Annotated in this window: 20 protein-coding genes; 8 read left to right on the top strand and 12 right to left on the bottom strand. The window is 73.3% G+C overall.

Translation table 11 applies throughout. The annotated features are described in order from the left end of the window. Positions 1 to 32: 32 nt before the first annotated feature. A complete protein-coding gene (locus tag N3K63_RS09220; RefSeq protein ID WP_121058084.1) occupies positions 33 to 206 on the top strand; it encodes a DUF3117 domain-containing protein in 174 nt (57 codons plus the stop codon). Between the two features lie 73 nt (positions 207 to 279). Here N3K63_RS09220 and N3K63_RS09215 read toward each other — a convergent pair whose 3' ends face one another. Continuing rightward, complete coding sequence (locus N3K63_RS09215; protein WP_261579850.1) at positions 280 to 921, bottom strand: O-methyltransferase; 642 nt, start codon at positions 919 to 921, stop codon at positions 280 to 282. Positions 922 to 996: 75 nt separating this feature from the next. Between N3K63_RS09215 and N3K63_RS09210 the strand changes: the two genes are divergently transcribed. Then, positions 997 to 1,371 carry a Sec-independent protein translocase TatB gene (locus N3K63_RS09210; RefSeq protein WP_261579849.1) on the top strand — a complete coding sequence of 125 codons (375 nt, stop codon included), beginning with the start codon at positions 997 to 999 and terminating at the stop codon, positions 1,369 to 1,371. A gap of 80 nt (positions 1,372 to 1,451) precedes the next feature. On the opposite strand, the gene N3K63_RS09205 is transcribed toward N3K63_RS09210, so the two are convergent. Genes N3K63_RS09205 through N3K63_RS09195 form a run of 3 tightly spaced genes read right to left on the bottom strand, consistent with a single transcriptional unit; the run spans position 1,452 to position 4,419 of the window. Continuing rightward, positions 1,452 to 2,615: an Mrp/NBP35 family ATP-binding protein gene (locus tag N3K63_RS09205; RefSeq protein ID WP_261579848.1), complete on the bottom strand. Its 1,164-nt coding sequence runs from the start codon at positions 2,613 to 2,615 to the stop codon at positions 1,452 to 1,454. Continuing rightward, a complete protein-coding gene (locus tag N3K63_RS09200) occupies positions 2,612 to 3,148 on the bottom strand; it encodes a DUF1003 domain-containing protein (RefSeq protein WP_261579847.1) in 537 nt (178 codons plus the stop codon). Before N3K63_RS09200 ends, N3K63_RS09205 begins: the two co-directional genes overlap by 4 nt. Beyond that, a complete protein-coding gene (locus tag N3K63_RS09195) occupies positions 3,148 to 4,419 on the bottom strand; it encodes a magnesium transporter MgtE N-terminal domain-containing protein (RefSeq protein ID WP_261579846.1) in 1,272 nt (423 codons plus the stop codon). Before N3K63_RS09195 ends, N3K63_RS09200 begins: the two co-directional genes overlap by 1 nt. Before the next feature lie 111 nt (positions 4,420 to 4,530). Between N3K63_RS09195 and N3K63_RS09190 the strand changes: the two genes are divergently transcribed. Continuing rightward, positions 4,531 to 5,145, top strand: a complete 615-nt coding sequence (locus tag N3K63_RS09190; RefSeq protein WP_261579845.1) for a general stress protein — start codon at positions 4,531 to 4,533, stop codon at positions 5,143 to 5,145. A 5-nt stretch (positions 5,146 to 5,150) separates the two neighbouring features. Continuing rightward, positions 5,151 to 5,819 (top strand): alpha/beta hydrolase family protein, encoded by a 669-nt coding sequence (locus N3K63_RS09185; protein ID WP_261580079.1) that lies wholly within the window; start codon positions 5,151 to 5,153, stop codon positions 5,817 to 5,819. 104 nt (positions 5,820 to 5,923) lie between these two features. On the opposite strand, the gene N3K63_RS09180 is transcribed toward N3K63_RS09185, so the two are convergent. The 4 genes from N3K63_RS09180 to N3K63_RS09165 all read right to left on the bottom strand — a co-directional run bounded on the left by N3K63_RS09180 (position 5,924) and on the right by N3K63_RS09165 (position 12,963). Continuing rightward, entirely contained in the window at positions 5,924 to 8,497 is a 2,574-nt protein-coding gene (locus N3K63_RS09180; protein ID WP_261579844.1) for a right-handed parallel beta-helix repeat-containing protein, read from the bottom strand. Positions 8,498 to 8,630: 133 nt separating this feature from the next. Beyond that, positions 8,631 to 10,409 carry a gamma-glutamyltransferase family protein gene (locus N3K63_RS09175; protein WP_261579843.1) on the bottom strand — a complete coding sequence of 593 codons (1,779 nt, stop codon included), beginning with the start codon at positions 10,407 to 10,409 and terminating at the stop codon, positions 8,631 to 8,633. Next, entirely contained in the window at positions 10,406 to 11,848 is a 1,443-nt protein-coding gene (locus N3K63_RS09170) for an aminopeptidase P family protein (protein ID WP_261579842.1), read from the bottom strand. The genes N3K63_RS09175 and N3K63_RS09170 overlap by 4 nt, the downstream gene beginning before the upstream one ends. An 80-nt stretch (positions 11,849 to 11,928) precedes the next feature. Then, entirely contained in the window at positions 11,929 to 12,963 is a 1,035-nt protein-coding gene (locus N3K63_RS09165) for an endonuclease/exonuclease/phosphatase family protein (protein WP_261579841.1), read from the bottom strand. 77 nt (positions 12,964 to 13,040) lie between these two features. On the opposite strand from N3K63_RS09165, the gene N3K63_RS09160 reads away from it, so the two are divergent. Beyond that, a complete protein-coding gene (locus tag N3K63_RS09160) occupies positions 13,041 to 13,913 on the top strand; it encodes a PHP domain-containing protein (RefSeq protein ID WP_261579840.1) in 873 nt (290 codons plus the stop codon). A gap of 44 nt (positions 13,914 to 13,957) precedes the next feature. On the opposite strand, the gene N3K63_RS09155 is transcribed toward N3K63_RS09160, so the two are convergent. Together N3K63_RS09155 and N3K63_RS09150 are read right to left on the bottom strand one after the other, a co-directional pair. Then, complete coding sequence (locus N3K63_RS09155) at positions 13,958 to 14,374, bottom strand: SHOCT domain-containing protein (protein ID WP_261579839.1); 417 nt, start codon at positions 14,372 to 14,374, stop codon at positions 13,958 to 13,960. A 124-nt stretch (positions 14,375 to 14,498) separates the two neighbouring features. Beyond that, entirely contained in the window at positions 14,499 to 15,998 is a 1,500-nt protein-coding gene (locus N3K63_RS09150) for a DEAD/DEAH box helicase (RefSeq protein ID WP_261579838.1), read from the bottom strand. Between the two features lie 165 nt (positions 15,999 to 16,163). On the opposite strand from N3K63_RS09150, the gene N3K63_RS09145 reads away from it, so the two are divergent. Further along, positions 16,164 to 16,880: a ferritin-like domain-containing protein gene (locus N3K63_RS09145; RefSeq protein ID WP_261579837.1), complete on the top strand. Its 717-nt coding sequence runs from the start codon at positions 16,164 to 16,166 to the stop codon at positions 16,878 to 16,880. A gap of 51 nt (positions 16,881 to 16,931) precedes the next feature. Here N3K63_RS09145 and N3K63_RS09140 read toward each other — a convergent pair whose 3' ends face one another. Both N3K63_RS09140 and N3K63_RS09135 read right to left on the bottom strand, forming a co-directional pair. Further along, positions 16,932 to 17,222: a hypothetical protein gene (locus N3K63_RS09140; RefSeq protein WP_261579836.1), complete on the bottom strand. Its 291-nt coding sequence runs from the start codon at positions 17,220 to 17,222 to the stop codon at positions 16,932 to 16,934. Positions 17,223 to 17,230: 8 nt separating this feature from the next. Beyond that, positions 17,231 to 17,455: a DUF3107 domain-containing protein gene (locus N3K63_RS09135; protein WP_261579835.1), complete on the bottom strand. Its 225-nt coding sequence runs from the start codon at positions 17,453 to 17,455 to the stop codon at positions 17,231 to 17,233. Between the two features lie 985 nt (positions 17,456 to 18,440). On the opposite strand from N3K63_RS09135, the gene N3K63_RS09130 reads away from it, so the two are divergent. Together N3K63_RS09130 and N3K63_RS09125 are read left to right on the top strand one after the other, a co-directional pair. Then, complete coding sequence (locus N3K63_RS09130; RefSeq protein WP_261579834.1) at positions 18,441 to 22,052, top strand: PD-(D/E)XK nuclease family protein; 3,612 nt, start codon at positions 18,441 to 18,443, stop codon at positions 22,050 to 22,052. Then, complete coding sequence (locus N3K63_RS09125) at positions 22,049 to 25,294, top strand: ATP-dependent DNA helicase (protein ID WP_261579833.1); 3,246 nt, start codon at positions 22,049 to 22,051, stop codon at positions 25,292 to 25,294. Before N3K63_RS09130 ends, N3K63_RS09125 begins: the two co-directional genes overlap by 4 nt. Positions 25,295 to 25,398 lie beyond the last annotated feature (104 nt).

Raw genomic sequence — 25,398 nt, 5'->3', positions numbered from 1 at the left:
TATCAGGTAGTCCTCAGACGAAAGGGAGCCCAATGGCAGCCATGAAGCCGCGTACCGGTGACGGACCGATGGAGGCCGTGAAGGAGGGGCGCCTCATCATCGTCCGCGTCCCGCTCGAGGGTGGCGGTCGCCTGGTCGTCTCTGTCAACGACGAAGAGGCCAAGGAACTGCACAGTGTCCTCGGCGGGGTCGTCGGCGCCGCCTGACCTCGTTCTGATTCACGGCGACGGCCGGTCTTCGGACCGGCCGTTCTCCGTTTCCGGGCGGCGGATGCCGTCGTCAGCGCGGGACGATGGCGGTGGTCGTCAGCTGCAGCAGGCCCTCGCCGACGATCGACAGCGCGCCCAGCACCGCGGGCGAGCCCTGCGTCTCTTGGATGAGCGTGCGGTAGGCGGTGGTGATCGCGTCGCGACGCACCGGGTCGGCCACGCCGCCGCCGGCCAGCACGCGCGGCACGAGCACGGTGCCGCCGGCGCGCACGAGGCGCAGGCCGTGCTCGACGTAGTCGATGACGTTCTCGGGGTCGGCGTCGACGAGCACGATGTCGTACGACGCCTCGTTCATGCGCGGGAGGACATCGGATGCCCGACCGGTGATGAACCGCGCACGCGCGGCCGGCACCCGGGCGTCGGCGAAGGCCGAGCGGGCCGCGGCGAGGTGCTCGGGCTCCTTGTCGATGGTGGTCAGCGTCGCCCGCGGTGCGCCGTGCAGCAGCCACAGGCCCGACACGCCGCCGCCGGTGCCGATCTCGACGATGTTGAGGGCGTTGGTGGCCGCTGCGATGACGGCGCACTGCGCGCCCACCGGCGCGCTGATCGGGTCGGCCCCGATCTCGAGCGCGGCCGCCCGGGCGCGCGCGATCGTGTCGGGTTCGACGGTCGCCTCGTCGGTGAACCTGCGGACCGCGTCGTAATCGCCCATGCGCTGACCTCCTGACGGCCAGCCTACGTGGCGGGGTGCGCGGCGACGCGCAGGCGCACGGGTAACCTGGTGCGTATGTTCTTCGGCCTCGACATGGAGAAGCTTCTCCTCATCGGGGTGTTCGCCGCGCTGCTGCTGGGCCCCGAGAAGCTGCCGAAGTACGCCGAGATGCTCGCCCGGTTCACGCGGCGCGCGCGCGAGTGGGTCAACGGGGCCCGCGACCGCGTGAAAGAGGAGATGGGCGAGGACTACGACGACATCGAGTGGCGCAAGCTCGACCCGCGTCAGTACGACCCGCGCCGCATCATCCGCGACGCGCTCATCGACGATGCGCCCGTGGCCACCGTGCAGGCCGCCGGGGTCGCCGCCGCGGTGACGGCCACCGCCGCCACACCGATGCGCACCTTCGACCCGAACGCCCCGGTGCCCTTCGACTCCGAAGCCACCTGACCGCGCGACCCACTCCCGAGCGGCGCCCCTCACACGAGCGCGACCCCCGCGTGAGCGGGATCGCCGGTGGCCTCCAGCCCTCAGCGCACCGCGACCGGCAGGGCGCGGCCCGACAGTCCGCGTGGCCGGCGGGCGATGGCCCGGGCCACCGAGATGATCGCGCGCGCCGCGGGGTCGTCGGGGTCGGATGCCACGACGGGCACCCCCGTGTCGCCACCGGCCCGCAGCGCGGGCGAGAGCGGCACCGAGCCCAGCAGCGGCACGTCGGCCCCGGCGGCCGACAGCGCGGCGGCCACGGCGGCGCCGCCCCCGGCGCCGAAGAGGTCGAGCACGGTGCCGTCGGGCAGGGTGAGCGCCGCCATGTTCTCGACGACGCCGATGACCTGCTGACCGGTCTGCCGGGCGACGGTGCCGCTGCGCACCGCCACGTCGGCGGCGGCGGGCTGCGGGGTGGTGACCACCAGCACCTCGGCGTGCGGCAGCAGCTGCCCGACCGAGATGGCGACGTCGCCGGTGCCGGGCGGCATATCGATGAGCAGCACGTCGAGGTCGCCGAAGTGCACGTCGGTGAGGAACTGCTGGATCGTGCGGTGCAGCATCGGGCCCCGCCAGGCCACCGCGCCGGCGCCGGGGCCGCCGGCATCCGTGCGGGGGAGGAACATGCCGATCGAGATCGTCTTCACGCCGTGGGCCACCGGCGGCACGATGAGATCGTCGATGCGCGTGGGCTGCGGGGCGAAGCCCTGCGCGTCGACCAGTCCGAGCAGCGCCGGGATCGAGAAGCCGTGCACATCGGCGTCGATGAGACCCACCGCGAGCCCGTCGGCGGCCAGCGCGACAGCCAGCCCCGCCGTGAGCGTCGACTTGCCCACCCCGCCCTTGCCGCTGGTCACGGCGATCACACGGGTGAGGCTGTCGGGCCCGAACGCCGAGGTGCGGGCGGCCCGCCCGCCCCGCAGCCGCTCGGTGAGGGCGGCGCGCTCAGCCGGCGTCATCACGCCCACCTCGACCTCGACGGCCGCGATGCCGGGCACGGATGCCGCGGCGGCGCGCACATCGCGTTCGATGCGGTCGGCGGCCGGGCATCCCACGATCGTCAGGGCGATCGCCACGTGGGCGCGGCCGGAATCGACGGTCACCGCGCGCACCATGTCGAGCTCGGACAGCGGGCGACGCAGCTCGGGATCGATGACGGCGCCGACGGCGGCCTCGACGGCGGTGGCGTTCGCCGCGGTGCCGGTCACGACGGGCTCGACGGCTGGGCGCCGGCGGCCGACGCGCCCCGCTCGTCGAGCTTCTCCATCAGCGCCTTCAGCTCCTGCCGCAGCACGTCGCGGGTGACGACCTCTTCGGTGGCCTCGGTCAGTGCCATCCGCAGCGCCACGATCTCGCGGGCCAGGTACTCGGTGTCGGCGAGGTTGCGCTCGGCGCGCTGGCGGTCCTGCTCGATCTGCACGCGGTCCCGGTCGTCCTGCCGGTTCTGCGCGAGGAGGATCAGGGGCGCGGCGTACGAGGCCTGCAGCGACAGCATGAGCGTGAGCGCCGTGAACCCGTTGGCGGCGCTGTCGAAGCGTAGGTGCGGCGGCATCAGCGTGTTCCATGCCAGCCAGACCAGGCAGAACAGGCTCAGCAGCAGCAGGAACATCGGCGTGCCCATGGCGCGCGCGATCCACTCGGTGAACCGGCCGAATCGGTCGCGGGAGGGCTGCGGCGTGCGCGAGAGCATGCCACCGCGGCCGCGGGGCGCCTCGAGGGTCACCTTGGGCGGGCGGGCCATCATCGCGTCACCGCCGATCCGGATGCCGCGGACACCTCGCCGTCGTGGGAGCGCCAGTCCTCGGGCAGCAGATGATCGAGCACGTCGTCGATGGAGACGGCGCCGACGAGGCGGTGCGCGGTGTCGACCACCGGCACCGAGACGAGGTTGTAGCTGGCGAGCATGCGGGCCACTTCGGCCGCCGAGGCCGATGCGGCCACCGGGTCGAGCGTGTCGTCGATGATCGCCCCGAGCCGCTCGGAGGGCGGGTAGCGCAGCATCCGCTGGAAGTGCACGGTGCCCAGGAACCGCCCGGTGGGCGTCTCGTAGGGCGGCAGGGTGATGTAGACGGCGGCGGCGAGGGCGGGGTGCAGCTCGTGGCGGCGGATCACCGCCAGCGCCTCGGCGACGGTGGCATCGGCCGACAGCACGATCGGCTCGCTGGTCATGAGACCACCCGCCGTCTCGGCGCCGTACTTCAGCAGGGCGCGCACGTCTTCGGCCTCTTCGGGCTCCATCAGCTCGAGCAGCTCTTCGCGCTGGTCTTCGGGCAGCTGGCCGAGCACGTCGGCGGCGTCGTCGGGCTCCATCTGGTCGAGGATGTCGGCGGCGCGCTCGTCGCCGAGCGCCTCGAGGATGGCGACCTGGTCTTCTTCGGGCATCTCCTCGAGCGCGTCGGCGAGGCGATCGTCGGGAAGCTCCTCGGCCACTTCGAGCAGGCGTTCCTCGGGCAGGTCGAGCAGGGTGTTGGCGAGGTCGGCGGGCTTGAGCTCGGAGTAGGTGGCCACCAGCTGCTCGGCCGACTGGGCCTCGCCGGGCACGGCGCTCTCGCGCACGTCCGACCACGGCACGAAGGTGGTGGGGCCCTTGGCGAACGGCGACGCGCTCGTCTTGGGCTTGCGCAGGAACAGCTGACCGATGTCCCATTCGCCGAGCCGGTTGCGCTCGATGGCGACGTCTTCGATCACGGCGTCGCCGCTGCCGTCGGTGAAGTAGACGCGGCGCCCGACGAGCTCGGCCATGACGCGCACCTCGCCGCCGCGGGCCTGGAAGCGGCGCACGTTGATGAGGCCGGTGGTGATCACCTGGCCGGTGACGATGGAGGTGACCCGTCCGATGGACAGGAACACGTGTCGGCGGCCGGGGATCTCGACGACCAGGCCGACCACGCGCGGCGGATCGTCTTTTCGATAGACGACGACGACGTCTCGCACCTTGCCGAGCCGGTCGCCCGCGGGGTCGAAGACCGCGCAGCCGGTCAGGCGTGCGACGAAAACCCTCTGCGTACTCACCTCACCAGCCTAGATGCCGCGCCCCGATCCGGAGCCTCTCCCGCGTCGCATCCGCGCGGGCGGTGCCGGGCCGTTCGGCCGCCGCAAAGGTGGGCGTGACAGGATGGAGCGATGAGCATGATGGGCGGCGCACCCGCGGAACACGGCGAGAGGGTCGCCGAGTACAGCTCGTATCCCGCGGCGCAGAAGGCGGTCTCGCGGCTGATCGAGTCGGACATCCCGGCGAAGGACATCGCGATCGTCGGTCGCGGCATCCGTTCGGTGGAGACCATCACCGGACGCCTCGGCTATGCGGCCGCCGCCCGGTCGGGCGCGATCAACGGCATCCTGCTGGGTCTGCTGTTCTCGGCGCTGTTCGTGCTGGGCACCCCCGGTGCGGCGGTGCAGCTGTTCGCCGGGGTGATGCTCGTGGGCATCGCGCTGGGCATGCTGATGAGCCTCATCGTCTACGCCTTCCTGCGGCGCCGCCGCGACTACAGCTCGGTCACGCAGATCGTCGCCGACCACTACGAGGTGACGGTGCTGCCCCGTTCGATCCATCGCGCGCGCGAGGTCGTGAGCGGTCGGGTCGCACCCGCGGCGCCCGGCCCCGCCGCACCGCCCGCGGCGGCCCCGACGCCCGCCCCGCAGCCCGCGCCGCAGCCGGCCCCGCCGGTGGATGCCGAGCCGCCCCGCTACGGCGAGCGGATCGACCCCACCCCGGGCGAGGCCCCTCCCGCATCGTGACCGGTATCGCGGTCGTCCTCCCGGCGGGGGAGACCGTCGTCTCGCGCCTGGTCACGGCGCCCGAAGAGCCGTGGGCCGTGATGGCACTGGCCCATGGCGCCGGCGCCGGCATGACCCACCCGTTCCTGGCCGGTGCGGCCGAGGCCGCCGCCGGGGCGGGGATCGCGGTCGTGCGCTTCCAGTTCCCCTACCTCGAAGCCGGCAGACGGATGCCGGGACCGGCCGCGCACGCGATCGCGACGTGGGCGGCCGTCGCCGCCGCCGTGGCCGTGGAGTTCCCCGGCGTGCCGCTGGTCGCGGCGGGCAAGTCGTACGGCGGGCGGATGGCGTCGATGGCCGCTGCCGAGGGCGCGATCGCCCCCGATGCCCTCGTCTACCTCGGCTATCCGCTGCATCCGCCCGGCAAGAGCGAGGCGCTGCGGGTGGCCCACCTTCCGGCCGTGACGGCCCCGCAGCTGTTCGTCAGCGGCTCCGCCGACCCCTTCGTGCAGCCCCTCGCCGACCTCGAGGCGGCCGTGGCCTCGTGCCCCGACGCGCAGCTGCACCTCATCGACCGCGGCGGCCACTCGTTCGAGGTCGCCGGCGCCCGCCGCGACGCGGCCGAGGTGGGCGCGTCGCTCATGCCCGACATCGCCGGCTGGCTGCGCACGCGGCTGGGGCGACCGTCCGGCTGAGGCCGGGCGCCGGCGCCCAGACACCCGCCGCACGACGGCGGGCGCCGCTCCGGAACCTCCCGCTGGGGATGCTCCCGGGGCGACGCCCGCGTGGCCGGATGCGCTCAGGTGAGCGTGAAGGTCGTCGTCGTGGCGTTGCCGGCGACGTCGAACGTCACGAGCGTGTTGACGCCCGCCACCGCGCCGAAGACGCCGGGGGCGACCCCGTTCACGTCGGACCAGGCGTCGTCGGTGAGGTCCTTCACCACGCCGTTGAGCTCGACCCGGTCGATGCGGCCGGTGTCGTGGAGCTTGAAGCTCACGCGCTCATACACCCCGTCGGCCCCGGCGGTGAACTCCGCGCCCTCCTTGACGGTCACCGTCGGAGCGGTGCCGTCGACGACGAAGGCGGCCGAGCCGGTCTGCGAGACGTTGCCCGCGAGATCATGCGCGTTGTACTTCACGGTGTACTCGCCGTCGGCCAGGGGCACGGTGGCGGTGTGCGTGGCGCGGGTGGCGCCGCCTGAGGCGGTCTGGGTGCTCTTGACGAGCGTGCCGCCCTGGTACACGTTCGCGACGATGCGCTCGAGACCGCCGCGATCGACGGCCTCCACCTGCAGGGTCGCCGTCGACACCGGACCGGCCGCCCCGGGCGAGGTCAGCAGGGCCAGCGGCCGGTCGCCGGTCTCGCCGCGCACGCCCGCCTCGGCCATGACGACCTTCGCCTCTGCCGGCCACGCCTCCCGGTCGACGCCGTTGAGCTCGACCTCGCCGGTCCACGTGGTGCGGTACTCGGGGAAGCGCACGTACCGCTCGCGCCCGCCGGTCCACCAGTTGGAGCTGAACTGCAGGTCGAGGGTGTTGAACACCTCGGGGCCGGCGGTGTCGGCGTTGACGTAGATGTAGCGGCTCGAGTCGAGGATGACGTTCTCCCGCGTCTCGATGTAGCGCGAACCCTGATCGATCAGCATCCCGAACGTCTCGCGGCTGTCGTAGATGTAGTTGCGCTCGATCACCGTTCCGGGGCTCGCCGACAGCGTGTAGATGCTGCCGCCGTCGTGCATCTCGTTCTTGGTGTCGTAGATGAGGTTGTAGGCGACGTGGTTGTCGCGGAAGGTGGTCGGGGTGTCGTAGATCGGCTGGAAGTCGTACAGACCGGCATCCCGGTAGTACTGGTTGCCGCCCGGATCGTTCACGCCCCAGCCCCAGCCGATGTCGATCCCGTCGTAGGGCAGGTCGGTGAGGGTGTTGTGGCTGATCTCGGCACCCGAGACGTACGTCGACAGGATGCCGGCGTTGTCGCGGAACCCGCGGCCGATGCGGGTGATCAGGTTGTCCTGGATCGTGATGTCGCGCACCGTCATGCGCGGGTCGCTCGGGTGGTGCGCATCGGGCTGGATGCCGCCCACCACGATGCCCGACCCGGCGATCTCACGGAAGGTGTTGCCGGAGACGGTGATGTCGCTGGCGCCGTAGCCCACCTCGGTGGCGTGGGCGTTGGGGTCCATGCCGATGCCGAGCCCCACCGAGCCGAGTCGCTCGAACGTGTTGCCGCGGAAGGCGATCTGCGAGGCCGCCGACACCTGCACGGCGGCGGGGATCTGCCACCATTCGTTGCGCGACTTCTCGAACGGCGCGCAGCCGTCCTGGCACGAGGTCAGGTAATCGGCCGGCACGTCGTAGTCCTGCACGATGTGCGCGCCGCTCTGCTGGTCGGCGTAGCCCCACTGTGAGCTCGGCCGGTTCCACGTGGTGTCGGCGAACTCGATGCCCTCGAACGCGAGGCCGGTGACGGGCGTGTCGTAGGTGCCGCCGATCTCGACGAGCGTCTCGAGCCGGGGGAGGCGGACGTCGACATCGGCCATGGACTGGCCGGGCTTGGGCTTGTAGAAGACCAGGCCGTCGTCGGAGTCGAGGTACCACTCGCCCGGGTTGTGGAGGAACTCGTAGGCGTTGGCGAGGTAGAGCGCGCCGCGGTTGTAGGGCGACTTCAGGGTGTCGTAGCCGAAGTTGTTGTTCTCCCACGCCGGCTGCACCATCGTGATCTCGTCGCCCTCGATCGCGGCGACGGGGGAGATGCGGTCGGTGAACGAGCCCATGCTCACGATCTCGAGCGCGTCCTGGTCGCCGAGGGCCGACAGGTCGCCGAAGCGGTCGTCGAGCAGCGTGATGCCCGACGTCATCCACTCCAAGTGGGCGCGGTCGTTCTTGTCGGCACCCAGCTGCAGCTGCGTGCGGGCGGCCGTCTCACCGTCGACGTAGAGCTGGCGCGAGGCGGTGCCGGGGGCGACATGGGCCACCCAGATGTCTTCGTCGGCGTCGTGCAGCTCCCAGCCTTCGACGGCGTCGCCGCCCGAGAGCACCACCTGCTCGCCCGCGGCGGCGGCCCAGGTCACGGTGTGGCCGTTGCTGCCGCCGTCGCGCGGTCCGAAGCGCAGCGGCTCGTCGAGCTCGTACACGCCGCCGTCGAGCACGACGCGAACGTCGCTGCGGGCGCCCTTGTTCTGGGCGACCTTCTTCGCCGCCGCGATCGTGGGCACGGTGATGTCGCCCTGGGGGGCACCCTCCGCGCCCGGTGGGGCGACGACGATCGTCGTCACGGCCGCCGGGGCGGCGGCGGCGGGCTGTGCGACGGCCAGAGCGCAGGCGGCCAGGGTGGCCGTCGCGAAGATCGCCGGAAGGCGATGGGGAATCCTCATTGATCTCAACTCCATTGTCGGTATGCGGTCAAACGTCATACGACTGACAACATACTTACGGCGACGAGATCCGGCAACCCGCCGACGGGCGGCGCGGGGCTGGTGAGGATGGGCGCGAGTGCGGCGAGGAGGATCAGCGACCGGAGGCGTAGCCCGACATGCCGCGGGGGTTCGCTGCGGCCCAGAGCGTGCCGTCAGTGCGGTCGAGACCGACCGCGGAGAGCCGTCCCAGCGCCCAGTCGCCGGCGCGCGTGAGGTCATGGCCGCGGCGGGCGAGCTCGTCGAGCACCTCGTCGCCGAGGCGGTCCTCGGCGACGACCCCGGTGGGATCCCACGTGCGCGGCCAGAACGAGTCGATGAGCGCGATGGTGTGGAACGTGGGGGCGTCGATGGCCTGCTGGGCGGTGTAGCCGCCCACCAGCATCCGCAGCAGCATCGGCAGCTGCCACTGATCCTGCTGGTCGCCGCCGGGCGTGCCGAGGGCCAGCAGCGGCTCGCCCCCGCGCAGCACGAGCGTCGGGCTGAGGGTCGTGCGCGGGCGGGCGCCGGGGCGCAGCGCCGACGGTGCGGCCTCGTCGAGCCAGGTCATCTGCAGGCGGGTGCCGAGGCAGAACCCGAGGGCGGGGACGACCGGCGACGACTGCAGCCAACCCCCCGACGGCGTGACGGCCACGATGTTGCCCCAGCGGTCGACGACGTCGATGTGACAGGTGTCGCCACGTGTCGCCCCGGTGCGGTCGACGGTCGGCTCGCCCGTGCCGGCGGCATCCGCGGTGGGCGCCGTGCGGCGCAGCGGCGGGGTGAAGGGTGCGCGGCCCTCGGGCGCGCCGGGTCGCCACTGCCGCGAGGCCTCGGCGCCGATGAGCGCGCGGCGGTCGGCGAGGTAGTCGCCGTCGAGCAGAGGCGCCAGGTCGACGCCGTCGCCGAGGTGCGCGTCGCGGTCGGCGAGGGCGAGCTTGAGCGCCTCGACGATGGTGTGCGCGCCGGCGGCCCGCGACGGGTCGATCAGGTCGTCATCGAGCGGGTCGAGCATGCCGAGGGCCTGCAGCAGCACGGGCCCCTGCGTCCACGCGCCCGCCTTGGCCACCGTGTGGCCACGGAACTCGATCGTGGCGGCCGCTTCGTAGCCCGCCTCGAACGCGGCGATGTCGGCGTCGTCGATGACAGCGGCGTGGTCGGTGCCGGTGGAGTGGCGGTGCGGCTGTGCGAGGAAGGCGGTCGCCGCGGCGAGCTCGCCGCGCCACGCCGCCCGGGCCGCCTCGATGCCGGTGCGGCGGTCACCGGCTGCGGATGCCGCGACGAGACGGTCGAGCACGTCGGCGTAGGCGGGGTGGGGGATCAGCGCGCCGACGGGTGGGGGAGCGCCGTCGTCGAGCCACAGCTGCGCCGACGAGGGCCAGTGGTCCCGGAACAGGCCTGCCACCTTGGCGATCGTGGCAGCCGCTGCCGGCAGCAGCGGGATGCCCACGCGCGCGTGGTGGCGTGCGGCGTCGAGCACCTCGGCGAGGCCGAGTGTGCCGTGGTCGCGCAGCAGCACGAGCCACGCGTCCACCGCACCGGGCACGGCGGCGGCCAGGCCCCCCGCGCCGGGGACGAGGTCGAGGCCCTCGGCCCGGAAGTGCGCGATGGTGGCCCCGGCCGGTGCCGGGCCCTGCCCCATCAGCACCTGCGGGGCGTCGGCGCCGGCAGCGTGGAAGATGCCGACGAGGTCGCCGCCGGGGCCGTTGAGGTGCGGCTCGGCCAGGTGCAGCACGAACCCGCCGGCCACGGCCGCGTCGAACGCGTTGCCGCCGCGCTCGAGCACCGCCTGCGCCGCGGCGGTGGCCGCCCAGTGCGTGGAGGCGGCCGCGCCGAACGTGCCGACGAGCTGCGGGCGGGTGGTGAAGGCGGGCGGCGGCGTGAAGCCGCTCACGCGCCGGCGCCCGGGGACAGCCGGGCGATCCACGCCTCGACCTCGTCGGCGGTGCGCGGGATGTCGGCCGACAGGTTGACGGGGCCGTCGGCGGTCATCAGCACGTCGTCCTCGATGCGCACCCCGATGCCGCGGTACTCCTCGGGCACGGTGAGGTCGTCGATCTGGAAGTAGAGCCCCGGCTCGATGGTGAACACCATTCCGGGCTCGAGGATGCCGTCGTAGTACATCTCGCGCCGCGCCTGCGCGCAGTCGTGCACGTCGATGCCGAGGTGGTGGCTCGTGCCGTGCACCATGTAGCGGCGGTGCTGCCCGCCGCGCTCGGCGTCGAGGGCTTCGGCGGCCGTCACCGGCAGCAGGCCCCAGTCGGCCACGCGCTGGGCGATGACGCCCATCGCGGCCTCGTGGATGCTGCGGAAGGTCACACCCGGCCGCGCCGCGGCGAAAGCCGCGTCGGCGGCCTCGCGCACGGTCTCGTAGATCGTGCGCTGGATGGGCGTGAAGGTGCCCGAGACGGGGAGGGTGCGGGTGATGTCGGCGGTGTAGAGGCTGTCGACCTCGACGCCGGCGTCGACGAGGATGAGGTCGCCGGGCACGACGGCGCCGTCGTTGCGGGTCCAGTGCAGGTAGCACGCGTGCGGCCCCGACGCGGCGATCGTGTCGTAGCCCTCGCCGTTGCCCTCGGTGCGGGCGCGGTGGTGGAACACGCCCTCCACAGCGCGTTCGCCGCGCGGGGTGGCGATGATGCGGGGGAGGTCGGCGACGATGTCGTCGAAGCCGCGCCCGGTGACCTCGACGGCCAGGCGCATCTGGGCGATCTCGTACTCGTCCTTCACGAGCCGCAGCTCGGACACGGTGCGGGTGAGGTCGGTGTCGTCGTCGAGCACCCGGTCGCCGTCGGCGCCGGCGAACCCGTCGATGTGCGCGGTGGGGATGCCCAGCTCGGCGGCCACACCGGCCAGCGACGGGCGGGGGCCGATCCAGAACTCGCCGATCGTCGCGTCGCCGTAGAACTCCGGGGTCGTGCGGTCGGCGCGCTCGCGCAGGTAGAGCGTGACGTCGTGGCCGGGCTCGCCGTCGGCATCCTCGCGGGGATCGAACACGAGCACCGAGTCGGGCACCGCGTCGGCGCCCCAGCCGGTGAGGTGCGCTAAGGCGGAGTGCGCGCGGAACGGGTAGTCGGTGTCGTTGGAGCGCTGCTTGTAGCCGCCCGCGGGCACCACGAGGCGGTCGCCGGGGAAGGCACGCGACAGGGCTGCGCGGCGCGCCGCGGCGTAGGGCGCCTGCGCGCGCGTGGGCGGTGCGAGGTCGGGGCGATCGGCCCAGCCCGTCGAGATCGTGTCGAGGAACCCCTGCGGGAAGGGCTGCTTGCGGTTCGAGGTCTGCGGCGCCTGCGTGGTCGCCTCGGTCGCGATCGTGTCGCTCTCGCTCGTGCTCATGCGTCCAGTCTTCCACTCGCGGGCCCCTCATGGTGCGGGGTCGCGGGCGACGGCCCGAGCGGAGGCGTCGGATGAGCGGCCTACGGGGCGGCCGGCTCGAGCTGCACGACGAGCGGGCGGTGGTCGCTGCCGGCGTCGTCGAGCCCCGAGAGCACGACCGAGCCCGACGGGCGCCAGGCCTTCGTCGCGAGCACGTGATCGATCGGCGCGCCCAGCAGCTTCGGCCAGGCGGTGTTCCAGGTGCCCACCCCGCCGTTGCCGGTCTGCTGGGCCGCGTCGCTGCACCGGCCGAGCGTGCCGCCGTCGACGCCGAGGCGCTGCATGTGGTCGACGGTGGCGTTGAAATCGCCCGCCATGATCACATCGTCGGTGCCGCACTGGTCGGCCAGCCACTGCAGGTCCTGGCTCCAGTCGCCCATCGCCTGCGGGCGCGGCGCCACCGCGTGGGCGACGACGACCACGGGGCCCGAGCCGCTGACCGGCATGGCCACGACGCTCGGCAGGCGCGAGGTGCCGGTGGTGCCGTCGGAGGTGGACTGCACCACGGCGTAGTCGCCGAGGTCGGGGGAGATGAGCAGGGTGGTCGAGTTGGCCGCCCACTCCTCGTAGCCCTCGCGGTCTTGATAGCTCTCGTGGTGCGCCCACATCGGGTGGCCCATCTCGCGCATGGTGACGGCCACCTGGGTGCCGGCTTCCAGCGTCGTCTCGGGCAGCGCGATGATGTCGGCCTGCATGGCGACGGCCGCCTGGGCGATCGTCGTCGGGTCGGTGGCAGCCCCCGCGGTGTTCCAGGTGAGCACGCGGATGCTGCCGGCATCCTTGTCGGGGAGGCTGTCGGTGCCGGTGCCGCGCACCAGCAGGATCGCGCCGTTGGCGGCCGCGGTCAGCAGAGCGATGGTGACGATCGCGCCGGCGAACGCGCGCAGCGGCCGGGCCAGGCACAGCAGCAGGAAGACGACCGCCACGGCCAGCGCTCCCAGCACCACGCCCGCCCGCAGTGCGACGATCTGCGCGATCGGGGCCACCTGCTCGAGGCGGAAGAACTGCGGCCAGGTGATCACCGCGGCGGCCATCGCCGCGACCAGCGTCACGAGGATCCCGATCAGTCGCAGCACGCCCACGAGCCTAGGCGAGCGAGCCTGGAGGATGCTGGGACGCGCCACCGCGCGGGGGCCTCGGATACGCTCGGAGGATGCCGAGCACCGCGCCGTCCGCACGCGTGAGCGGACCCTGCGACCTGCATCTGCATTCCGATCACTCCGACGGCACCGAGCCGCCGGCGGCGGTCGTGGCCGCCGCGCACCGTCACGGCCTGCGCACGATGGCCCTCACCGACCACGACACCACGGCCGGGTGGGCGGAGGCGGCCGAGGCGACCGTGTCGCTGGGGATGACCTTCCTCCCCGGCATGGAGCTCTCAGCCCGGCACGAGTGGCGGAGCGTCCACGTGCTGGCCTACCTCTTCGATCCCGACGACGCCGCCCTGCGCGCCCTCACCGACCGCATCCGCTCGTCGCGTCTCACGCGTGCGCAGGAGATGGCCAGCCGCATCGGCCGCGACTACGCCGTGTCGTGGGATGACATCCTCGCCCAGACCGCGGTGGGTGCCACCGTGGGGCGGCCCCACATCGCCGACGCGCTGGTGGCGGGCGGCATCGTCGCCGACCGGGGCGAGGCGTTCGCCGGCATCCTGCACCCCTCCGGCGACTACTACGTCGACCTCTACGCGCCCGATCCGGTCACGGCGGTGGCGGCGGTGGCCGAGGCCGGTGGCGTGCCGATCATCGCCCACCCCGCCGGGCGGGCGGGACTGCTGCCGGTCGGCCTGCTGCGCCGCATGATCGACGCAGGCCTCGGCGGGTTCGAGCTCGGCCACCGCGAGAACCGCCCTGAGCAGGTGGCGGTGCTGCGGGAGATCGTCGAGCGGCACGACCTCATCGTCACCGGGTCCAGCGACTATCACGGCGCCGGCAAGCCCAACCTGCCGGGGGAGTTCACCACCGACGTCGCGATGGTGGAGCGGATCATCGCCGCCGCACACGGCAGCGCCCCCGTCTTCCCCTGAGGGAGGACGAGGGCGCCGCGTGGTCGATCAGGCCGGGGCCGTGATCAGGCCAGGGCCTTCGCCTTGAGGGCGTCGTACTCGGCCTGCGAGATCGTGCCGGCGTCGAGGAGCGACTTCGCCTTGGCGATCTCCTCGGACGGGCTCGTTCCGGCCACCTGCTTGATGTAGTCGTCCTGCGCCGACTTGTACTTCTGCGCCTCGGTGGCCGCGCGCTCGCCCATGCCGCTGCCGCGGGCGATCAGGTACACCAGTGCGGTGATGATCGGGAAGAAGATGAGGAAGAAGATCCACACCGCCTTCCAGCCGCCGCTGAGCTTGCGGTCGCGGAAGAGGTCTCCGATGATCGCGAACAGCGCGAACAGGTAGGAGATGAAGATGAACGCCCACAGGAACCACCAGATGAGGTCCCAGAAGGAGCCCCAGAAGCCCTGATATTCGACGGTCGCGTCGATGAGTCGCACGTGTGTGCCTTTCTCGAAAGGAGACGGCGGGGGAAGCCGTATAGACGCACACTAGCGAGCCTGCGCGCACCCCCGCGACACCCTGGCGACACCGTGACGACGCGCGTCGCGGCGGCGACGAGGCTCAGGCCCCCGCGGGGGCGCCCGAACCGGTGCCGCGACGGCGACGGCGGCGACGGCGTGCCGGGGCCGGCTTGCCGTCGTGGTGCTCCGACCCGGCACCGTCGTGGGTGCCCGCACCGTCGGCGCCGCGGGCGGCGGCATCCGTCGTGCTCTCGTCGGTGGACGTGCCCTCGGCGGTGCCCTCGAACGAAGCGCCGACCTTGCTCGCGTTGGAGCGGCGGCGGCGACGGCGGGTGCCGCCCTCGTCGGTGCCGGCCTCGGCGACGTCGGCGGCGCGCTCGGGGCGTGCCACGCGTACGGTCTCGGTCTTGGGGGCCTTGCCGATGCGGCCCTTGGTGCCGGCGGGGATGTCGAGGTCTTCGAACAGGTGCGGGCTCGACGAGTAGGTCTCGACGGGCTCGGGCTGGCCGAACTCGAGGGCGCGGTTGATGAGGGCCCACTTGTGCAGGTCCTCCCAGTCGACGAAGGTGACCGCGATGCCGGTCTTGCCGGCGCGGCCGGTGCGGCCGGCGCGGTGCAGGTAGGTCTTCTCGTCGTCGGGGATGGTGTGGTTGATCACGTGGGTCACGTCGTCGACGTCGATGCCGCGGGCGGCCACGTCGGTGGCGATGAGCACATCGCGCTTGCCGGCCTTGAAGGCGGCCATCGAGCGCTCGCGCGCCTCCTGGCTCATGTCGCCGTGCACGGCGCCGGCGTTGAAGCCACGGTCGGTGAGCTCGTCGACGAGCTTCTGGGCGGCGCGCTTGGTGCGCGTGAAGATGACGGTCTTGCCGCGGCCCTCGGCCTGCAGGATGCGGGCGATGACCTCGTCCTTGTCGAGCGAGTGGGCCCGGTAGACGAGGTGCTTGATGTTGGCCTGCGTGAGACCCTCGTCGGGGTCGGTCGCGCGGATGTGGATGGGGTTGGTCATGAACCGGCGCGCGAGGGCGACGATCGGCCCGGGCATCGTCGCCGAGAACAGCTGCGTGTGCCGCACCTGCGAGACCTTCTGGATGATCTTCTCGATGTCGGGGAGGAAGCCGAGGTCGAGCATCTTGTCGGCCTCGTCGAGCACGACCTCGGTCGCGTTGCTGAGGTCGAGCAGGCGCTGGTTGTTGAGGTCGATGAGGCGACCGGGCGTGCCGACGACGATCTGCGCGCCGGCCTTGAGCTGGTCGATCTGGCCCTCGTAGGCCTTGCCGCCGTAGATCGCGACGACGCTGGTCGAGCGGTTCTTGGTCAGCATGTCCATGTCTTCGTAGACCTGGACGGCGAGCTCGCGCGTCGGCACGACGATGAGCGCCTTCACGCCGGGAGCGGGGTCGAGACCCAGACGCTGCACGACGGGGATGCCGAAGCCGAAGGTCTTGCCGGTGCCGGTCTTGGCCTGGCCGATGATGTCCTGCCCGGGAAGACCCAGCGGGATGGTCTGCTCCTGGATCGGGAAAGCATCCACGATGCCGCGGGCGGAGAGAGCGTCGACGATGTCCTGGTCGACGCCGAGTTCGACGAAAGTCGTCACGGTGTCCATGCCTGTCTGGCGGGGCGAAGCCGCCGATGAGTGGGTCCACGCCCTTCGCTGAGCCACAGGCGCGGTGGTCCCGATCCGACGCCGGGACCGCACCAGCCTACCCGAGCGGCACCGGGAAGCCGGGGAGGGGCGCGCGCCTGCACCTAGGCTGTACGCGTGGTCACCTGGTTCTGGCAGCGCAAGCGCCCCGCGGCGGGCACGTTGAAGCTGCGTTCGCGCGGCGACTTCGGCGACGTGCGCCGCGTCGACTTCGAAGAGCTGGCGCCCGAGATCGACACGTTCCTCGGTCAGGCCGCCTACCTGCAGCTGGGCTACTTCGAGACGTTGAGCGCGCTGATCGCCCCGACCCCCGAGCTCGCCTCGAAGGAGTCGCTCTCGCGTGCCGCCGGTGCGGCCCTCGCCAAGCATCAGGCACTCGTGGCGGTCATCCGCGAGCGGGGCGACGAGGCGCTGGAGATCATGCTCCCGTTCCGCGAGCCGCTCGACGCGTTCCGCCGTGCCACCCACGGCGCCCGGCCGCTCGAGACGATGCTCTCGGTGCATCTGACGGCCGGCATGCTCGACGACTTCTACCTGGCCCTGTCGGCCAGCTACGCCTCGACCGGGGGCACCGTGGCCGCGATCCTTCGGCAGGACGACGACCGGCAGGCGCTGGCGGCGATCATCACGGATGCCATCGCCGCCGACCCCGAGTGGCGGTCGCTGCTGGCGCTGTGGGGGCGTCGGCTCGTCGGCGACACGCTGCTGATCGCCCGCGGCGCGCTGCGATCGCAGTCGCTGGACGCCGCGGAGGAGAAGCGCGTCGAGCCGGTGTTCACGCAGCTGCTGGCCGCGCACTCGCGCCGGATGGCCGAGCTCGGCCTCGACGCCTGAGTCGGGGGCGCGGGGCCGCGGGTGCGGGTGCCTCGGGGGCCTGAACGGGCCTCAGGCGATGCCGAGGCGCACGCGCTCGGCGGCGTCGTGCGAGGCGCGTGTGCGCGCGAGGATCGCCAGCGTCGCCGGGACGACGACGAACGGCGCCGCGAACGACACCAGCCACAGCCACGGGTCGAGCGTGGTGAGCCCGACCCACGTGAGGATCATCCACACCAGCGCGCCGACGAGGGCGCCGAGCACCGGGGCCAGGGCCGCACCGCGCGAGGCGCGGCCGGGCTGCAGGTAGTGCAGCACACCACCGGCGGCGGCCCCGACGACGAGCGCGATGATGATGTCCATCGGTGGGGTCAGGCCACGAAGCCGACGCGGCGCGAGTGGTCGGTGCCGACCTCGACGAAGGCGATGCCCGCGGTGGGAACGATGTAGGAGTTGCCCTTCGCGTCGGCGAAGGTCACGAACGCGGCCTTCGACTCCAGGGCGGCGGCCACCGAGGTGCGGATCGACTCGGCGGTCTCGTCCGACTCGAAGCTGAGCTCGCGGGCGGTGTTCGTGATGCCGATGCGGATCTCCACGGGTGACTGCCTTTCCGGGCCGGTTCCGGCGGCCCTCTCCGACTCTACGACACCCGGGCGACACGGTCGCCTCCGCGCGCCCCTGTGCGCGCACAGCGAAACCCGCCCCCCGCTGCGCCCTGCGGCGTGCTGGCGAATCGGGGTCGCGTCCTGCCGCCTCACCACTCAAGAGCCCGTCGCACGCGACTCCGATCCCGGGGTGGGGCGCCTCTCGGGGATCGGGGTCCCGTCCGGCGCCCTCAGCCCTCAGGATGCGGTCGCTCGAGACCCCGATTCCAAAGTCGGGCCGCCTGCATCTAGGCGCCCCGTGCCCGCAGCATCCGTGCGCGCCGAGGGGGAGCCGCAGGCGACAGACGTTCTCAGGGCCCATCACCACGCGTTCGGGGTCCCGTCCGGTGGGCTGAGCGCCCGGGATGCGGTCGCACGCGACTCCGATTCGATGTCGGGCCGCTCGCGTCGAGGTGCCCTGTGCCCGCAGCATCCGTGCGCGCCGAGGGGGAGCCGCAGGCGACCGGCGCTCTCGGGGCCCGTCGCCACGCGTTCGGGGTCTCGTTCAGTGGGCTCAGCGCCCCGGATGCCGTCGCACGCGACCCCGATTCGATGTCGGGCCGCTCTGGTGTCGAGGCGCCCTGTGCCCGCAGCATCCGCATGCGCCAACAGGGTGACGCAGCGTGTGAGGCGTTGTCCTGCTGAATCACCACGCGTTCGGGGTCTCATTCGGCCGGCTCAGCGCTCCGGATGCCGTCGCACGCGACCCCGATCTCACTGCTGGCCTGCATCGCGGGGCGCGCCTGCTGGTGCGAAACAACCCTCACCTCGAGGCACGAACAGGGGGATCGGGGTCGCGTCGGGTGGGCTCAGGCCTCGGGAGGTGGTCGTTCGGGACCCGGAATGCACGAGGGATGGACGCACAGGCCGCCGAGCCCAGACAAAAGCAGGGAGGGGGTGAAGGATGCTGTCGGTGGGGGCGGCTAGCGTGAAGAGCATGCACCTCCCCCCGGCCGCGGCAGCGATCGACGCCGCCCAGCAGGCGGTGGTCGATCTCGACGCCGACGCCTCGGCGGTCGTGGTCGGCGCGCCCGGCACCGGCAAGACGAGCGCGATCATCGCGCGGGTCGCGGCCCTCGCCGCCGCGGGCGTCCCGCTCGACGACGTGCTCGTGCTCACCCCCACCCGGCAGGCGGCCACGGCCCTGCGTGACCGGCTCGCCGTCGCGGTCGGCGTCGCGACGGCGGGGCCCCTGGCCCGGTCGGTGGCCGCGTTCGCGTTCCAGGTGGTGCGCGCGGCCGTCGTGCACGCCGGCGCCGAGCCGCCGCAGCTGCTCACCGGCCCCGACGAAGACCGCATCGTGCAGGACCTCCTCGCCGGCGACACCGACGACGATGCCGCCGGTGCGTCGCGGTGGCCGCAGTGGCTTCCCGCCGAGGTGCGCGCCGCGAAGGGGTTCCGCACCGAGGTGCGCGCGTTCCTGGCCGAGGCCACCGCTCTCGGCATCGACCCCGCCGCGCTGTCGGCGCGCGCCGAGCGCGACGGCATCGAGGTGTGGCAGGCGCTGGCCTCGTTCGCCGGCGAATACCACGACGTGCGCGGCAGTCTGCGCGGCGCCCATCGCGATGCGGCCGGGCTCGTGCGGGAGGCCGTCGCGCTGCTGCGCGCGCTGCCGCCCGCCGCCCCCCAGCTCGGCGCCCTCGCGAGCCTGCGGTGCGTGCTCGTCGACGACGCGCAGGAGCTCACCCTCGGGGGAGTGGAACTGCTCGAGGCGCTGCGACGGCGCGGCGTCGCCGTCGTCGCCGTCGGCGACCCCGACGTCAGCTCGGGCGCGTTCCGGGGCGCCACGGCCGAGAACTTCGCGCGACTCGCGGCGGGACTGCCCCTCCATGTGCTCGGCACCGCGCACCGCGGCACTCCGGCGCAGCGGGCGCTGCTGGCCGAGGTCACTGCGCGCATCGGCGCCGTCGGCGTGGTCGCCCACCGCTCCGCCCCCGCCGAGCCGGAGGGCGACGACGGGTCGGTCGCAGCCTTCGCGCTGCGGTCGCAGGCCGAGGAGTACGACACCATCGCGCGCCTGCTGCGCGAGCGTCACATCCACGAGGGCGTGCCATGGGGCGCGTGCGCCGTCATCGCCCACGACGCCCGCCAGGTCGGCGCGCTCGAGGCCGAGCTGGCCGCCCGCGAAGTGCCCACCGGAGCCACCGGACCCACCCGCACCCTGTCGGCGGTGCGCGCCGTGCGCGACATCCTCGGCCTGATCGACCTCGCCGGCCGCGAGCAGTGGGGCCCCGACGACGCCGCCGACGCCCTCCTCGGCGCCGGCTTCGATCCCATCGAGCTGCGTCGCCTCCGCTCCGCGCTGCGCCACCGCGCCCTCGCCGAGGCGGAGGCGAGTGCGGCAGGCGGTGTCGCGGACGCCGCGTCGGTCGCTGATGCCACGTCCGCCACGGATCCCGCGGTGACTGCCACCCATCACGCGGATGCCGCGTCGGGAACGGATGCGGTGGCGGATGCCGCGTCGGGAACGAATGCGGTGGCTGATGCCGCGTCGGGCACGGATGCGGTGGCTGATGCCGCGTCGGGCACGGATGCGGTGGCTGATGCCGCGTCGGGAACGAATGCGGCGGCTGAGGGCGCATCCGCGCCGGACACCGCGGCGCCTGCCGCCCCCCGCCATGGGGGAGTATCCGCGCCGGACGCCGGGGGTGCCGAACCCCGTCCGGCCGGCACCGACCGCACGGCCCCGGTGCCGTCGGCGCGGGAGCTGCTCACCTCGGCGATGGCGCATCCGCTCGAGTTCACGATCCTCGAGACGCGAGAGGGCCGCCGCGCGGCGCGGGTGGCCGAGACGATCGCGCTGCTGCGCCGTCAGCTCGCTGAGGGTGCGACCGCGCACGAGCTGCTCTGGACGGTCTGGGAGCGGTCGGGTCGCGAGCGCGCCTGGGAGCAGGCCGCGCGCGGGCACGGACCGCTGGCGGCCCAGGCGGCGCGCGACCTCGACGCCGTCGTGGCGCTGTTCCAGGCGGCCAAGCGGCACGGTGAGCGCGAAGACGGTACCGCGCCGCTGGCGTTCCTGCGGGGAGTGCTCGACGCCGACGTCGCCGAAGACCGGCTGAGCGCGCCGCTGCCCGCCGACGCGGTGCGCGTCATGACGCCCGCCGGCGCTCTCGGCACCGAGTTCGACACCGTCGTCATCGCCGGGGTGCAAGACGGCGTGTGGCCGAACCTCCGCGCCCGCGGCAGCCTGCTGGAGACATGGCGCCTCGGCCTCGACGACGCGGCGCAATCGGCGCCGCTCGACCGCCGCCGCGGCGTGCTGCACGACGAGCTGCGGCTGTTCGCGCGGGCGGTCTCGCGGGCACGCCACCGCCTCGTGGTCACCGCCGTCGACGACGACGACACCGGACCGAGCGCCTTGTTCGAGCTGCTCCCGCCCGCCCAGCCCGCGCCGGCAGCCGCCGAGCATCCGCTGTCGCTGCGCGGGCTGGTCGCCCAGCACCGCCGCACCCTGACCGCGGCCGGCCCCGGCGCTGCCGGCGCGACCCGCGCCCGCGCGGTGACCGATGCGGCGGCGCAGCTCGCACTGCTGGCCGCGGCCGAGGTGCCCGGTGCCGACCCGTCGCAGTGGTACGGCGTGGCCGGACCCACATCGACGGCGCCGCTGCGCGACCTCGCCGTCGAAGACGTGCGCGTCTCGCCCTCGCGACTGCACGCCCTCGAGGAGTGCGAGCTCAACTGGGTGATCGCCGATCTCGGGGGAGAGAGCTCCACCGTCACCGCGGGGCTCGGCACGATTCTGCATGCGGCGATGGAACACGCCGAGGATGCCGACGAGCAGCGCCTCTGGCAGGCGGTCGAGGAGCGTTGGGGCGAGCTCGAGTTCGACGCGGCCTGGATCGAACGCAGCGAACGCGAGCGTGCCCGTGACCTCGTGTCGCGGATGGCCGCCTACCTGCGCGACGGCGAGCGGGGCGGCGTCGAGGTCGTCTCCAGCGAGCCCCACTTCGAGGTGCGCCTGCCGATCGCCGGCGGCGAGCAGATCGGCCCCAGCGCCGAGACCGACGGCTCGGCCGCCGAGACTGGCGACAGCTCAGCCGACGCGACCCAGACCGCCGACACCGCCGAGACGGCCACCCCAGAGACCGCCACCCCCGACACCGATACCCCCGCCGCCGAGCCCCACGGCATCGTGCTGTCGGGCTACATCGACCGCGTCGAACGCCATCCCGACGGCCGGGTGGTCATCGTCGACCTGAAGACCGGACGCTCCGAGAAGACCAGCGCGCCGGTCATCGCGGTGCACCCGCAGCTGGCCGCCTATCAGTTGGCCTTCGAGCGCGGCGGCGTGGCGGGCGACATCCCCGATCCCGTCCCCGGCGGTGCGATGCTGCTGGTGCTCAAGCAGAGCGGCGACAAGCCCTACCTGACGGCGTTGCAGGCGCCGTTCGACGACCAGAGTCGCGGTGCGTTCCTGTCGCGCCTCGACGCGGCCGCCACCGTCATGCGCGGCGATCGGTTCCTCGCCCCCTACGAGGCGCACTGCCGCGACGACCACACCTACGGCGTGTGCCGCATCCACACCGTCGGGGCGGTGAGCTCCTCGTGACCGCCGATGCCCTGATCGCCCCCGAGACGATCGCCGCCGCGCTCGGGCAGTTCCCGCCCACCGCCGAGCAGTCCGCCGTGATCGCCGCGCCCCTGGCGCCCGCGCTGGTGGTGGCCGGCGCCGGCAGCGGCAAGACCGAGACGATGGCGGGGCGGGTGGTGTGGCTGGTGGCCAACGGCCTGGTCGGACGCGCCGAGGTGCTCGGCCTCACCTTCACCCGCAAGGCCGCCGGCGAGCTCACCGAGCGCATCCACCGCCGGCTGCAGCGGCTGGGGGAGTTCGAGCGACGCGGACTGCTGCCGCACCTGAGCGCCCTGCATGCCGCGGGGCAGCTCGCCGTGTTCGGCGAGCTCGAGCAGGGCGGCGCCCCCGACGCCGCCCGACGCGCAGCCCTCGACGCCCTCGCCGCGCAGGTCGACGCCCAGCCGCAGGCGCTGGCCGACGACCTCATCGACCGGCCCACGGTCTCCACCTACAACAGCTTCGCCGACGGCATCGTGCGGGAGAACGCGGTGCGCATCGGGCGCGACCCCGAGGCGGCCGTGCTCACCGAGTCCGCCGCCTGGCTGCTGATGCGCCGGGTCGTGCTGGCCTCCGACGACCCCCGTCTGGAGGAGCGGATCGAGCGTCCGTCGACCATCATCGACGCCGCCCTCCGCCTCGCCCGCGACAGCGTCGACAACCTCGCCGACCTCGATGCCCTCGACCGGTTCGCCACCCGGTTCGCCGCCGTCGCCGAACGCCCGTCGCGCACCGCCCGCTTCCCGCAGCTGGCCGACATCACCGCCGTCGCCGACAAGGTGGGCGGCCTGTCGGTGCTCACCGGGCTGGCGCGTCAGTACCGGGCGCAGAAGGCGCGCCTGGGCCTCATCGACTTCGCCGATCAGGTCGCCGGCGCCCTCGAGGTGACACGCAGCCACCCGTCGGTGGCCGACGAGCTGCGTGCGCGCTACCGCGTGGTGCTGCTCGACGAGTACCAGGACACCTCGGTCGTGCAGACCGACCTGCTCGCGGCGCTGTTCCACGACGCGCCGGTGATGGCCGTCGGCGACCCGCACCAGTCGATCTACGGCTGGCGCGGCGCGAGCGCCGGCAACCTCGGCGACTTCGCGCGCGCGTTCGCGCCGACCTCCGACGCGCACCGGTTCACGCTGATGACCAGCTGGCGCAACGCCACCCGCATCCTCGACGCCGCCAACGCGGTGCTCGCCCCGCTGGCCGACTCCTCACCCGTGCCGGTCGCGCGGCTCGCCCCCCGCCCGGGAGCACCGGCCGGAGCCGTCGAGATCGACCACCGCCTCGACGTCGAAGCCGAGGCCGACGCCGTGGCCGAGTGGTTCACGCGGGTGCGCGCCGAGCGTGCGGGAGCCGGACGCACCACGACCGGCGCGCTGCTGTTCCGCAGCAAGAAGCACATGGTCACCTTCGCCGACGCGCTCGGCCGGCGCGGCATCCCGCACCGCATCCTCGGGCTCGGCGGACTGCTGTCCACCCCCGAGGTGGTCGACGTCGTCGCGGCGCTGCGGGTGATCAGCGACCCGCAGGCCGGATCGCCGCTCATCCGGCTGCTGGGCGGCCCGCGATGGGCGATCGGGCTGGCCGACCTGCGCGCGCTGCAGCAGCTGTCACGGCGGCTCGGCGGCGACGACGAGGGCTCCTCGCTCGTCGACGCGCTCGACCTGCTGCCACGGCTCAGCGACGAGCACGGCCTCGTCGCCGGGTTCACCCCCGCAGCGCTGGAGCGCCTGCGCGAGGCCGCGGCGGTGTTCACCGGCCTGCGGCAGGCAGCCGGTCTCCCCATCCCCGAGCTCGTGCGCCTCATCGAGCACGAGCTGCGGCTCGACATCGAGCTGGCCGCCAACGAGGCGCGGGGGCCGGCGCGCATCGCGCACGCCCAGCTGCGCGCCTTCGTCGACGAGCTGCAGGGCTTCCTCGCCACCGACGAGAGCGGTTCGCTGCCGGCCCTGCTGGCCTGGCTCGACCGCGCCGAACAGCTCGACGAGTTCGCGCCGCGCACCGAGCCGCCCGAGCAGGACGTCGTGCAGCTGCTCACCATCCACGGCTCCAAGGGGCTGGAGTGGGATGCCGTCGCGGTCGTGCGCGCCGTCGACGGCGAGCTGCCGGCGAGCCTGCGCGACGGTCAGGGCTGGCTCGGCTTCGGCGGCCTGCCCTACCCCTTCCGCGGCGACGAGGCGTGGCTGCCCCGGCTGCACTGGAGCGTGGACGATGCGCCCACCCAGCAAGACCTGAAGACCCGGATCGGCGACTTCAAGGCCGGCGTCAAGCACCGCCACCTCGAAGAGGAGCGGCGCCTGGCCTACGTGGCGGTCACCCGTGCGCGCGAGCATCTGCTGCTCTCCGGCGCCCACTGGTCGGGGACCGTCAAGCCGCGTGCGGCCGGCGCCTTCCTGCGCGAGATCGACGAGGCGCTGTCGCTGGGTGCGCAGCTCGACGGCGACCCGGGTGAGAACCCCTACCTCGACACCCACCGCTACCTGTCGTGGCCGCTCGATCCGCTCGGCGCCCGCCGGGCGGCGGTGGCCGCGGCCGCCGCCGCGGTGCAGGCGGCGCAGGACGCACCGGCAGCGGCCCCTTCGCGCGACCTCGCGCTGCTGCTAGCCGAGCGCGACGAACGCGCGGCGGGCGGCGGCGACCCCGCACCGGTGCGCATCCCCGCCTCCCGCTACAAGGAGTTCACCGCCAACTACGCGGCCGCGGCGGCGGCGACCGCCCGGCCCCTGCCGGAGCGGCCCTACCGGCAGACCCGGCTGGGCACTCTCTTCCACGCGTGGGTCGAGCAGCGCTCAGGGCTGGTGGGGGCCGGCACCGTCACCGACGACGCGCTGTGGGAGAGTGACGACGAGCAGGGGGCGGCGAGCGTGGACACCGCCGACCTCGCCCGGCTGCAGCAGAACTTCCTCGCCTCGGAGTGGGCCGACCGCCGCCCGATCGCCGTGGAGACCGAGATCGACTTCGCCGCCGACGACCTGTTCGGCGACGGCCGCTCGCACGTGGTCATCTGCAAACTCGACGCCGTGTACCTGCGCGACGACCGCGGTGGGCGCATCGAGATCGTCGACTGGAAGACCGGGCGCTCACCGCGCACCCCCGCCGAACGCGCCGAACGGATGCTGCAGCTCGAGCTGTATCGCCGCGCCTATCACCTGAAGCACGGGGTGCCGCTGGAGCAGATCGACGTGGTGCTGTACTACGTGTCCGACGGCACGATCCTGCGCGGCTGACGCCCGCGCAGCCGACGAATCCGCAGCGGCTGACGCCTGCGCAGTTGACGAACGCGAAGGGCTGACGCCCGCGCAGCTGACGAAGCCGCGCCATCGCCCCGCCG

Source organism: Microbacterium festucae, from assembly GCF_025421715.1.
GTDB lineage: Bacteria > Actinomycetota > Actinomycetes > Actinomycetales > Microbacteriaceae > Microbacterium > Microbacterium festucae.
This window is presented reverse-complemented; position numbering and strand designations above follow the sequence as displayed.